Origin of the sequence: Streptomyces sp. NPDC016459, from assembly GCF_040632845.1 — a bacterium.
Lineage (GTDB): Bacteria > Actinomycetota > Actinomycetes > Streptomycetales > Streptomycetaceae > Streptomyces.
The window spans coordinates 68,247-79,351 of the sequence record NZ_JBEYCR010000019.1; the positions used below are offsets into that span (position 1 = coordinate 68,247).

Here is an 11,105-nt window from a genome sequence, read left to right on the forward strand (position 1 = left end):
CCGACATGGACCCCCAGACCCCCGCCCCGGCGCCCCCGCCCGGCTGCCCCGCCCATGCGTCGGGTGCCCGGGTCCCGCTGCACGGACCGGAGTTCGCCGCGGACCCCCAGGCGTACTACGCCTATCTGCGCCACTTCGGCCCCACCGCTCCCGTGGAGCTCGCACCCGGGGTGGAGGCCACCCTCGTCACCGACTACGCGGCGGCGCTCCAACTGCTCCAGAACTCCGCGTCCTTCCGCAAGGACGCCCGCCTGTGGCGCGACTTCGCCGAGGGCCGGGTCCCGCGGGACAGCCCCGTCGTGCCCCTCCTCGCGTACCGGCAGAACTGCATGTTCAGCGACGGCAGCGAGCACCTGCGGCTGCGGCAGGCGATCACGGACAGCATGGCCCGCGTCGACTCGCACCGGCTCGCCCGGAACACCGAGCGGATCTCGGACTACCTGATCTCCCAGTTCGCGTCCCGCGGCTCGGCGGACCTCCTCGGCGACTACGCGAAGCAGCTCCCGCTGTTCGTCTTCAACGAACTCTTCGGCTGCCCGGCCGGCATCGGCGACCGGGTGCTGTTCGGCATCACCGGGATGTTCGACGGGGTGAACGCCGAGAAGGCGACCGCGGTACTGTTCGGGGCCGTACAGGAACTGGTCACGCTCAAGCGGAGCCGGCCGGGCGACGACGTCACGTCCTGGCTGATGCAGCACCACGCCGACCTGACCGACCAGGAGATGGTCGACCAGCTCTCCCTGCTCCTCGGCGCGGGCGCCGAACCACTGCGCAACCTCCTCGGCAACACCCTGCACCGACTGCTCACCGACGACCGCTACGCCGACGGCGGCGGCCTCATCGGGGAGGCGCTCGACGACACGCTGTGGGACAACCCGCCCATGTCCAACTACGCGCCCCACTACCCGTCCGCTGACATGGAGTTCGCGGGCGAGAAGGTACGGGCCGGGGACCTGATGCTGGTGAGCTTCGCCGCCGCCAACACGGGGCCCGCGCTGACGGCCGCCCGCACGGCCGGCAGCAACCGGTCCCACCTGGCGTGGAGCGCCGGTCCGCACGGCTGCCCGTCCAAGGAGCCGGCCCGGCACATCACCGTCACGGCCATCGAGCACCTGCTCAACCGTCTGCCGGACGTCGAACTCGCCGTACCGGAGGACAGCCTGATCTGGCGTCCCGGTCCCTTCAACCGGGCCCTGGCCACGCTGCCCGCCACGTTCACCCCCGTCCCGTCGACGGGACGCGGCGACGCCCTTCCCGGGGCGGGCTCCACCGCGCCCGGCCAGCGGTCCGGCGGCCCGTCCGGCGGGGAGGCCAAGGGCGAACGGAAGGGACGCTGGAGTCAGTTCCTGTCCTGGCTGACGAACTGATCCACCAAGTCTCCATCACCTCCACACCCCTGCATGACTGTTCGATCGCAGGGGTAGTGATCGACGCGGCATCAGTGTTGCGTAAGAGGTTAAGGAGCTGTCGTGGACCACATATCCACCGACACCGCTTTGTCGGAGCCACCACCCCGCGTCGGTGCGCACCGGGATACCCGCCCTCGTCGGCGGGTATCTTCATGCGTACCCCGACTCCTGGCGGGGGGCCGGTGACCGGCTTGCCGTCCGACACCTCTCCGGGTCCCGGCTGCGGCACGCTCGGCGCCTTCACCCGGGCCCAGTTGGTACGTCTCTGCGACGTCGCGGGGCTCTCCGCGGCGGACACGGAGACGTACGCGCACACCCTGATCGAGGCGCTGGGGCCGGCCGCCGAGCGGTCGCTGGCCCTGCCGCCGCCCGGCCGGACGTTCCTCTCCGACGACCACACCCCCGTCGAGTACTCGCTCTCCTTCAGCCCCGGCCGGGCCCCGGCCCTGCGCGTGCTGGTGGAACCGGGCTTCGGCGCGGACACCCGGGCGGAGAACGGCCGGATCGGTCTGGACGTCGTCCGCGCGATGGCCCGACGCTGGGACTTCTCGACCGAGCGGCTCGACGAGATCGAGGACCTCTTCTTCCCGGCCAAGCCGAAGGGCCCGCTCGCGCTGTGGATCGCGCTGGAGCTCCTGCCCGGCGGCGTGCCGAAGGTCAAGGTGTACCTGAACCCGGCCGCGTCAGGGGCGAAACGTTCCGCCAAGACCGTACGGAAGGCCCTGCGCCGGCTCGGTCACACACGGGCGTACGGGGCGCTGCCGAAGGCCGACGGCCACCCCTTCCTCGCACTGGACCTCGGCCGCTGGGAGACCCCGCGGGTGAAGGTCTACGCCCGGCACCCGGGCCTGTCGGCCACCGAGGCGGGCGGGCTGTCCCGTACGGGCTCCGGTCCGGGTCCTGCGGAGATCCAGGAGTTCCTGCGGGCGACCGCCGCCACCGACGACCTCGACCGGCGGCCGGGCCTCACCTGCCACTCCTTCACCGAGACGGAGACCGGCCGCCCCAGCGGCTTCACCCTCCACATCCCGGTACGCGACTACGCCCGCGACGACCGAGAGGTCCTCGACCGGGCGGTGGACGTCCTGCGCGGCCACGGCATGGACCCCGCCCCGCTGATCAGGTCGCTGTCCGCCCTGACCACGCGGCGACCGAAGGACGGAGTGGGCCTCATCGCCTACCTCGCGCTCGCCCACCAGCAGGGCCACCCGCCCCGGGTGACCGCGTACCTCTCGTCGGAGGCCTACGCCGTCACACCGCCGACGAAGCTGGCACGTCGCGCGGCGGCGGGGGTCTAGTGCCGGCCCGCCGACCGCTCGAGAAGCTCCCGGTGAAGGTCCACCGGGAGCTTCGCCGTCGGGGACGCGGCCGGGGCGGGCGCGGCGCGCACGGCGTGGCGCGGGCGAGGCGCGGGTGCTCGGCCATCCCGACCGAACCAGACCAGACCACGCCAGGCCAGACCGGGCAAGGCCAGACCGGGCAAGGCCAGACCCGGCGAGACGAGACCGAGCAAGTCCAGGCCAGGCCAGGTGAGACCGGGTAAGGCCAGGCCAGGGCTTCAGACCCCCTGGAGCTCTCGCATCTCCTGGAGGTAGGGACCGACGTCGACCTGGATGGAGGCACCGCCCTCCGCCGTGCCGTAACGCGCGGCGATACCCCCCAGGTACGCGGTGATCTCCTCGCGCATCGCGTCCGCGTCCGGCAGGTCGACCTCGCCGTCGATGATGCGGGCGACCCAGCGTGTCTGCCCCTCCACGAGCCGTGTGATCGCACCCATCGGGCGGACAAGGCCGACGAAGTACAGACCGGGCCGGCCGGGAGCGACGACCCGCCGGTACAGCTCGACCGACCCGTCAGGACCGACCGGGCATCCCTCGGGCAGGAACGGGAAGTCCATGCGGTAGCCGGTGCAGTAGACGATCGCGTCGGCCTCCTCCGAGGTCCCGTCGGTGAAGACCACCCGCCTGCCGTCGAGGTGGTCGATCCCCGGCCTGGGGGTCACCGCGCCGTGGCGTATGCGGCTGAGGATCTCGTCGGAGATGGTGACCGGGGAGGAGAAGAGCGGATGATCCGGCTCGGGCAGGCCGTAGTCGGACATCTTGCCCCGCGCGACCCGCAGGGACTCCGCGGCGAAGTCGATCTGCTCGGGCAGGGACATGGCGGTGAACCACGGCGCCTCCGCCATCTCGTCGACGGACATGCCGTAGAGCTGCTTGGGGACGATGTGCAGTCCCCGGCGCACCGAGAGCACGGTGCGCGCGGCATGCCGGGAGAGGTCCGCGGCGATGTCCACCGCCGAGGCGCCGAGGCCCACGACGACGACGCGCTGCCCGGCGAAGTCGGCCCCGTCCTGGTAGTCGACGGCATGCAGGATCCTGCCGGCGAACCCGTCGGAACCGGGCGGAGAGGGCTTCGGCAGCGTCGGCACCGTGTTGTGTCCCGAGGCGACGACGACATGGGCGAACCGCCGCGACTCCAGCTCCCCGTCCGCTCCCCGGCTGACGACCGTCCACGCCGTGTCGTCGCCCTCCTGCCGCATCGACACGACCTCGACGCCGAACTCGACGCGGTCCGACACCCCCGCCCACTCGGCGAAGGACCGCAGATAGGCGGCGACCTCGCTGTGCCGCGGATAGAGGGGGTACGCGTCGGGCATCGGGAACGCGGTGTACCCCGTGAGCTGCTTCGCGGTGTTCAGATGCAGCGACTGGTACCCGGGCCCCGGCTCACCGGCCCCCGGCTGCCGCCAGATCCCGCCGACATCGACCGCCCGCTCGAGACAGACGAAGTCGATCCCCTTGACCGCCAGAGCGTGTGCGGCAGCCAGCCCCGACAGCCCCGCACCGATGACGCACACGCTCACGTCTTCCCCCACAGAACAGACACTCCCCACTCGAACGATCATTCACTGCCCACCCGCCACCCGGCTCACACACGCGACTCACCCGACGGTGGTGGCGAGGATCGCCCCGCAGCGGACCAGCAGCCTGCCGTGGCGCCCGAGAACCGCGGGGTGTCTCCTGAAGCGGTCGGTCCCGCACTCGGCCGCACGATGTCCGCGGCGGCGGTCGGGCACGCCGGAACGTGGCGGCCGGCCCCCGTGTGAACGGGAGCCGGCCTGCCGACAGTTGCGCGGCCCGCGGCTGGTCAGGCGGGCTCGACGAGGAGCTGGCCGCCGCTGAAGTGGACCTGGTTCTTGGTGCCGGTGTTGATGTTCCACTGCGGTGTGATGGTGACGCGTTCGCCCGGCTTCATGCCGGTGAGCAGGTGTCGGCGGGAGGCGTAGACGCGGCTGGGGCCGTGGGCGGAGAGTCCACGGGCGGGACTCGAGGGGGTGTACCCGCCGCTGGCCCGCCACAGCGCCCATACGGTGGCCGTGGGGCCGGCGGTGGTGTGGATGGCCGCGGAGATGGTGACGTAGGCGGCGCCGGACGACGGCACGGTGAAGGTGACAGGGGCCCAGTCGGCGGCGGGGAAGTCTATCGACGTCTCCAGCCGGTCGCAGGCGGGGGCGGTCCGCTGGGTCGAGATCAGCAGCGGAGGGCGATGCGTACCTTCGGTGAAGGGGGCGTCGGCCTGCCGGCGCAGCTGTTCCGCGGGGTGCCCGGCGGGTATCCCGTGCACCTGGAAGCGTACGGTCGCGGGCTCGGAGTGGTTGCTGGCGACCCAGGCGACGGCTTCGATCCTGCGGGGACCGGCGGACCAGGTCTGCGGCGGGCTCCAGCTCCACCTGCCGTCCGCGCCGACGGGGGACTCGCCGACGCGGATGCCGTCGTCGAGCAGGTGGACGGCGCGCACGCCCTTCTGGGCGGTGCCGCGGAACTCGGGCCGGGGGTGGGTGTACGAACCGTCCGCCGGCGCTTCGATCACCGGGGGTTCGACGTCGGTGACGACGACGAAGGTGACGGTCGCGGTGTTGGTGAGGTCCTGGCCACGTCCCGCGGCGACGAGCAGGGTCTGCTCACCGGCCGGCCAGCCGCTCTCCCGGCGCCAGCTCCAGGCACCGTTCGGGCCGGGGCGGGTACTGCCTACGCACCGCGTACCGGTGAAGAAGTAGAGGGCGTCCGTGTCCGGCGGGCAGGTGCCGGACAGGGCGTGGAGCGGGCCGACGATCGTCTGCGCGCGGGGGACCGTGATCGTCACCGGCTGCGAGTCGACGCCCTCGGGCTCGGCCTGGGGCTGGGCACGCCACGGCCACTGCCGCTTGCGCTGCGGCTCGGGCTGCTGCCCCAGCCACGATTCGACCCGGACCAGGTGGGCTTCCCGCTCGGCGGCCGCGCTCTTCAAGGCGCCGAGTTCGTCCTCGGTCAGGACGGCGTCCACCGCTCGCTGCGGGAGGTCGGCCGCGGCGAGCAGGCCGTGCTCGACGAGCTGGGCCAGCAGCCAGGAGGCCGTGGCCTGCGCGCCGCGGGTGTTGAGGTGGGTCCAGTCCCTTTTGCCCTGGGGGTGTCCGGGGTGCTCGCCGGGTTCGAGCCAGCCCAGCAGCCGCACGGCCGCCGTCGGGCCGAGGTCCTGCCACAGCTCCTCGGACCACCGGTTGAGGTCCACCAGGGGTACGTCCACGTCCGCGGCGGTCTTGACCATGAGGTCGGCGCGCTCGCGCAGTCCGTTGGCGACGCGTCCGTCGGCGTGGAAGGTCCCCCGTGCCAGCGACGTCACGAACACCGGCGACACCCCGAGCTCCCGCAGCGTCTCCGCATACAGCTCCAGGTACGCCCGGTACTCATCGGCGCTCGTGTACTTGTCGGGCTCCATCATGTTCTGGTCGTTGTGCCCGAACGAGATGAGCGCGATGTCCCCAGGGCGCGCTTCGTTGAGCACCTCGATGTAGCGATGGGTGTAGAAGCTGCGACTTGAGGCGTTGTACAGGGCGAAGTTGCGGACCCCGGTGTTCCCGGCGAGCAACTCGGTGAGCGCCTGACCCCAGCCCTGCAGGGGCTGTTGCTTGGGATTCACCGCGGCGGTCGAGTCTCCCAGAACGAGAATGCGCCGTCCGCTCGCGCTGTCCGACGGAGTGTCACGAAGGGCACCGCCCACCGCAGTCGGCTCCGTGGCCCTCGACGCAGAGCTCGTCCTGTCGGAAGCCGGTGTTCGGGAATCCTGTGTGGGTGCGGGGGTCATGACGAGAACGCTCCGATGCGAACAGAGGACTTGTTGCGAACGAGGGTGGTTCGACCGCGGGCTTGCGAGGCACGTGCACACGCTGGTCGCGCCGAGGCTGAGCTTGGACCCGGCTCCTGTGGCCTACGCCGCAGGTCGCCCGGCCCCGAGCCGAGGTGCATCGGGTCTCGACGTGACTCGCGGCCCGGCTTTCGGAGCAGCCCGGAGTCTCGCCTCTACGATTCCGTCATCGCATTCGTCAACGTTCCCGGCCCTATTCTCGAAAAGGACGCGTCATCAGCGCGCGTGCGCCTGGACAACATGCCACGCCGGCGACGAACGGTCAAAGGAAACTCATAGGGAACTCAAGACCTCCCTGACGCCCGAGTCCCCGATGCGAGCGGAAGGCGAGAGATGCCCGAATTCACTGGGGCTCCTGTGCCGACCACGAGTGACCAAGGTCATGACATCGGAGTCGGCAGCGACAGTCACCGTCAGGACGGTCGGCAACCGGTGACTCGGACAAGCCCCGCAGCACCGGACCGGACCCTCTGACCGCAACCCGTCCCACCGCGTCGGGGTGGCTCCCGGGCGCCGCGACATGATGCCCCCGGCCCGCCGGGCCCTACTCGAAGAGGGACATCACTCCGAGGACCCAGAGCCACACGTGCCCGACGACCCCTACAAGGCAGCCGCCGCCCATCACGACGCCGCTCAGCGTCCATCCTTCGGTGTCCGTCACGGGCTCTTCGCCCCCTTCGTAGGAGGTCGGGTCGTCCCAGTCGACCGGGCGTCCCAGCCGCTCGGCGCAGGCGGTCCGCACCGCTGCCAGCTGTTCCTGGGCGAAGGCGGTGGCGGCCAGCGTCTCGGGGCCGCGCCAGGCGAGCGCCTTCATCCGTCCCCCGGGGGACCGGTAACGCGCCTCGAAGGCGGTCGTCTCCTCGACGCTCCGGTCCTCCTCCAGGTACATCCAGCGCCCCGCCTCCGCCGCCTCCCCGTACAGCCGGTAGACCTGGGCGAGCCGACGGCGGAGCGTCAGGTCGTGCGGGTACGACGAGACCAGCCCTCGCAGGCGCTGCCGCGCCATCGGCACACGCCCGGCGACGAGATCGGCGTCCACACGGGCGAGGGTGTTCAACTGAGACATGAGCACATGATCGAACACCGGGGTGCCGGGACTCGACCTGATTTACGCCGCCACCCGGCCTCCGCCCTTCGGGACGGAGGCGGACCCGGACCCTGCTCCCCGGGGACGGCGGCGGCGCCGTGGCCGGTTCAGATGCGCGTCAGGCGCCGGATGGGAGCGGTTCCCGTCGGCAGCGTCCGGGGCACCGTCATGGTGGCCGGTCTCGGATGTCTTACGATCGGCGCCTCAGCGCTTCCTCCGGCTGCGACGCACGAGCAGGAGAACGACGAGCGCGGTGGCCGCGGCGAGCAGGGGGGTGCGCTTGCCCTTGGCCAGGGTCATCGCCGACTCGGCCTTCTCCCGGACCGGGTCCGGGGTCTTCTCGGCGGCGAGGTGTCCGGCGCGGGTCGCGGTGTCGCGGACCTGCGCCACGGCGTGGGCCGCCTTCTCCAGGACCGGGTCGGGGGTCTTGTCCTTGACCAACTGAGCGGCGTGCGCCGTCTTCTCCCGGAGCTGATCGGTGACGACGACAGCCTTCTCCGCGGCCTGCTCCTTCAGCTCCGCCGACTTCTCCTTGGCCTGCTCCTTCAACTCGGCTGACTTCTCCTTCGTCTGTTCCTTCAATTCGACCGCCTGCGCCTTGAACTCGGCCGCCTTCTCCTTGGCCTGTGCCTTGACGTCGGCCTTGGCGGCCAACGCCTCCACTGTCAGACCGAGCTCATCGCGGGTGTGCTCGACCCGGTCGCGCAGTTCCTCGGGAGTGGGCGCGGCGTCCTTCTTGCCCTGGGAGGGGGTGCTCATCGGTGTGCTGCCTCCTTGATCTCGGCCACGTCGGCCTTGACGCTGTCGATGGCCTGCTCCGGTACGGGGGCACCGGCCTTGGCGATCTCCTTCTTCCCGGCGGCGGCCATCACTGCCGCGACGGCCGCCAGCAGGGCGGCGATGATCAGGGCCGAAGCCCATACCGGGAGGAGCAGCGCGAGGGCGGCGATCACGGCGCCGACCAGAGCCTGTGCGGCCAGGAAGCCGACCACGCCGGCCCCGCCGAACAGGCCGCCGCCCACGCCGAAGCGTTTGCCCTTCTGGGTCATCTCCGCCCGGGCCAACCGCATCTCCTCGCGGACCAGTTCCGACATCTGCTGCGACGCCCGGGAAACGAGGTCGCCCACCGATGCCTCGGTGTGGTCCGGGTGCCGTCCGACGGCGCTCATCTGTTCTGCCCTTTCCGCGTGGGGCCCGCCCCAGGCCGCGATGGCGGCACGGTGGCCGCCTTTCGTGTCGCCTCTGCGGTGCCGTACCGGTCAGCGGTCCGAACCGCTACCGGTGTCGTCCGGCCGATACGTGCCCGCTGCTGTCACAGCGCGACTACCCCGCACGCGGTCGCTCACCCGCCCCAGAGCACAGGTCATCCCGTCCGGAGGGAGTACGCGGGATGTGGCTCCGGCCGAGGCCGTAGCTGTTCGACGGCCCGCTCACTCCACGCGGCGGCGTTCCTCGTCGCTCCACGCCCGGGTGTCGCGGGGCTCGACGTAGGGCTCCTCGTCCTCCGGGTGACCGCCGGCGACCGCACGCTGGCGGGCCATCTCGGCGTCGAACTCCAGACCGAGGAGGACGGCCAGGTTGGTGATCCACAGCCACACCAGGAAGATGATGACGCCCGCCAGGGTGCCGTACGTCTTGTTGTACGAGCCGAAGTTCGCGACGTAGAACGCGAAGCCCGCGGAGGTGATCATCCAGATCACCAGTGCCAGGAAACTGCCGGGGGTGACCCACTTGAACCCGCGGCCCTTGGCGTTGGGCGCCGCCCAATACAGGATCGCGATCATCACCGTGACGAGCAGGACCAGAACCGGCCACTTCGCGATCGACCACACCGTCAGCGCACTGTCACCGATGCCGAGGGCGGCGCCCGCCTGACGGGCCAGCCCGCCGGTGAACACCACGATCAGGGCACTGACCACAGCCAGGACCATCAGGGTGATCGTCAGTGCCAGCCGCAGGGGCAGGACCTTCCACATCGGGCGGCCCTCGGGCATGTCGTAGACGGCGTTCGAGGTACGGATGAACGCGGCGACGTATCCGGAAGCCGACCAGATCGCGACCGCCAGGCCCACGACGGCCATGAGCGAGCCGATGCCCGCGTTCCCCTGGAGTTGCTCCACGGCGTTGCTGATCACGTCGCGGGCCGAGCCGGGTGTGAGCTTCTGGAGGTTGTCCAGGACCTGCTTGGTCGCCGACTCGCCCGCGACGCCGAGCAGCGACACGAGCACCAGGAGGGCGGGGAAGAGAGCCAGCACGCCGTAGTACGTCAGCGACGCGGCCCGGTCGGTGAGCTCGTCGTCCTTGAATTCCTTCAGCGTGCCGCGGAGCACCGCCTTCCATGACCCTTTCGGCAGCTGCGAGGGCTGATCCGGAGCCCGCTCCTCGACCTGCTCATCGGGACCCACCCTCTCGGGCCCGTCCGCAACGGGTTCGCGGTGGCCACCGTGCTCTGACTTCGGTGTACGTGTCATGTTCAGCGGCTTTCCCCTCACGCCCGTCCTATGCTCCGCCCTCCGAGGCAAAGAGGTCCGGCGCCCCCTCCTCCGTCGGCGGTCCGCCTCCCTACGCCAGGAGCGCCGCCGCCTGCTCACGTGCCTCGGCCAGCCAGATCGAGCGTTGTTCCGGGGTCGAGCCGGTGACCGTGCGGAAGACGACCCTGCGTACGTCGGAGACCCCCACGTACGGCAGTACGCATGCCGCCCAGATGTTCTGCAGCGGATCGCCGAACTCGCTCTCCTCCCGGTCGGCGGGAGTGTCGGAGGTGTTCAGCACCAGAGCCCGGCCGGCCTTGAGCAGTCCGGCGGGCTCGCCCTCCGCTGTCTCCAGTTTGTACGCGACGCCCGGCGCGAGGACACGCTGCACCCAGCCCGTGAGAACAGCGGGCGGCATCCCCCACCAGTTCGGGTGCACGAACACCAAGGCGTCCAGGGCGGCCAGTTCCTCCCGGTGCAGCATCAGCTGCCCGTTGCGGGAACGCTCCGCCGATTCGACCGTCCCGGTCTCTTCGGCGGTGAGCAGAGGTCCGAACCCCTCCGCGTAGAGGTCGTGCGCCACTACCTCGGCGCCCCTCCCGCGCAGCTCCTCCATGACGGCCTCGAACACCGCGTGGTTGAAACTCCCCGGACGCGGGTGAGCGAGGTAGACCCCTATGCGCATGCTTTTCCCCAGGTGAACGTCGGCACGGACGGGATCGGCTGCCGTGGATGCGAGCCGAACACACCAGCCCGGCAGGGCGGTTGCTCGCCATTGTCCGCCAGGTCCTTCCTCGGGCGGCTCCGGCCCCTCTTCTCCCTCATCCGCCTCCCGAACGGCCCCGCCCCGGGGCTCCTGCGACCCAGTCACTGGGACCAGGTGGTGTCCCAGACCTCGCGCATCAGCTGGTCGCGGGTGACGACCCGGCCGGCGTCCCGGACCAGCACCCGGAGCAG

Annotated in this window: 9 protein-coding genes and 1 pseudogene; 2 read left to right on the forward strand and 8 right to left on the reverse strand. The window is 71.1% G+C overall.

All coding sequences use genetic code 11. The features are described from left to right. The first annotated feature begins 5 nt into the window (after nucleotides 1-5). Nucleotides 6-1,367 (forward strand): cytochrome P450, encoded by a 1,362-nt coding sequence (locus ABZ567_RS29315; protein WP_360795452.1) that lies wholly within the window; start codon nucleotides 6-8, stop codon nucleotides 1,365-1,367. Nucleotides 1,368-1,591: 224 nt separating this feature from the next. Beyond that, entirely contained in the window at nucleotides 1,592-2,707 is a 1,116-nt protein-coding gene (locus tag ABZ567_RS29320; protein ID WP_360795455.1) for a tryptophan dimethylallyltransferase family protein, read from the forward strand. A 260-nt stretch (nucleotides 2,708-2,967) separates the two neighbouring features. Here ABZ567_RS29320 and ABZ567_RS29325 read toward each other — a convergent pair whose 3' ends face one another. The 8 genes and pseudogenes from ABZ567_RS29325 to ABZ567_RS29360 all read right to left on the reverse strand — a co-directional run. Continuing rightward, nucleotides 2,968-4,272 carry an NAD(P)-binding domain-containing protein gene (locus ABZ567_RS29325; RefSeq protein WP_360795458.1) on the reverse strand — a complete coding sequence of 435 codons (1,305 nt, stop codon included), beginning with the start codon at nucleotides 4,270-4,272 and terminating at the stop codon, nucleotides 2,968-2,970. Nucleotides 4,273-4,556: 284 nt separating this feature from the next. Further along, nucleotides 4,557-6,530: a GDSL-type esterase/lipase family protein gene (locus ABZ567_RS29330; RefSeq protein WP_360795461.1), complete on the reverse strand. Its 1,974-nt coding sequence runs from the start codon at nucleotides 6,528-6,530 to the stop codon at nucleotides 4,557-4,559. Between the two features lie 604 nt (nucleotides 6,531-7,134). Then, nucleotides 7,135-7,656, reverse strand: coding sequence for a DUF6584 family protein (locus ABZ567_RS29335; RefSeq protein ID WP_360795464.1), 522 nt, complete (start codon nucleotides 7,654-7,656; stop codon nucleotides 7,135-7,137). A gap of 225 nt (nucleotides 7,657-7,881) precedes the next feature. Beyond that, nucleotides 7,882-8,436, reverse strand: coding sequence for a DUF3618 domain-containing protein (locus ABZ567_RS29340; RefSeq protein ID WP_360795467.1), 555 nt, complete (start codon nucleotides 8,434-8,436; stop codon nucleotides 7,882-7,884). Next, a complete protein-coding gene (locus tag ABZ567_RS29345; protein ID WP_360795470.1) occupies nucleotides 8,433-8,846 on the reverse strand; it encodes a phage holin family protein in 414 nt (137 codons plus the stop codon). The genes ABZ567_RS29340 and ABZ567_RS29345 overlap by 4 nt, the downstream gene beginning before the upstream one ends. 261 nt (nucleotides 8,847-9,107) lie before the next feature. Next, entirely contained in the window at nucleotides 9,108-10,148 is a 1,041-nt protein-coding gene (locus ABZ567_RS29350) for a YihY/virulence factor BrkB family protein (RefSeq protein ID WP_360795473.1), read from the reverse strand. A 91-nt stretch (nucleotides 10,149-10,239) separates the two neighbouring features. Further along, nucleotides 10,240-10,833: an NAD(P)H-dependent oxidoreductase gene (locus ABZ567_RS29355; RefSeq protein WP_360795475.1), complete on the reverse strand. Its 594-nt coding sequence runs from the start codon at nucleotides 10,831-10,833 to the stop codon at nucleotides 10,240-10,242. A 191-nt stretch (nucleotides 10,834-11,024) separates the two neighbouring features. Further along, nucleotides 11,025-11,105: pseudogene (locus tag ABZ567_RS29360) on the reverse strand (winged helix-turn-helix domain-containing protein); the annotation flags it as partial.

Excerpts from the sequence above, each read along its gene's own strand:
- ABZ567_RS29315 (WP_360795452.1), top strand. The coding sequence starts at position 6 with ATGGACCCCCAGACCCCCGCCCCGGCGCCCCCGCCCGGCTGCCCCGCC.
- ABZ567_RS29330 (WP_360795461.1), bottom strand. The coding sequence starts at position 6,530 with ATGACCCCCGCACCCACACAGGATTCCCGAACACCGGCTTCCGACAGG.
- ABZ567_RS29335 (WP_360795464.1), bottom strand. The coding sequence starts at position 7,656 with ATGTCTCAGTTGAACACCCTCGCCCGTGTGGACGCCGATCTCGTCGCC.
- ABZ567_RS29340 (WP_360795467.1), bottom strand. The coding sequence starts at position 8,436 with ATGAGCACCCCCTCCCAGGGCAAGAAGGACGCCGCGCCCACTCCCGAG.
- ABZ567_RS29345 (WP_360795470.1), bottom strand. The coding sequence starts at position 8,846 with ATGAGCGCCGTCGGACGGCACCCGGACCACACCGAGGCATCGGTGGGC.
- ABZ567_RS29350 (WP_360795473.1), bottom strand. The coding sequence starts at position 10,148 with ATGACACGTACACCGAAGTCAGAGCACGGTGGCCACCGCGAACCCGTT.
- ABZ567_RS29355 (WP_360795475.1), bottom strand. The coding sequence starts at position 10,833 with ATGCGCATAGGGGTCTACCTCGCTCACCCGCGTCCGGGGAGTTTCAAC.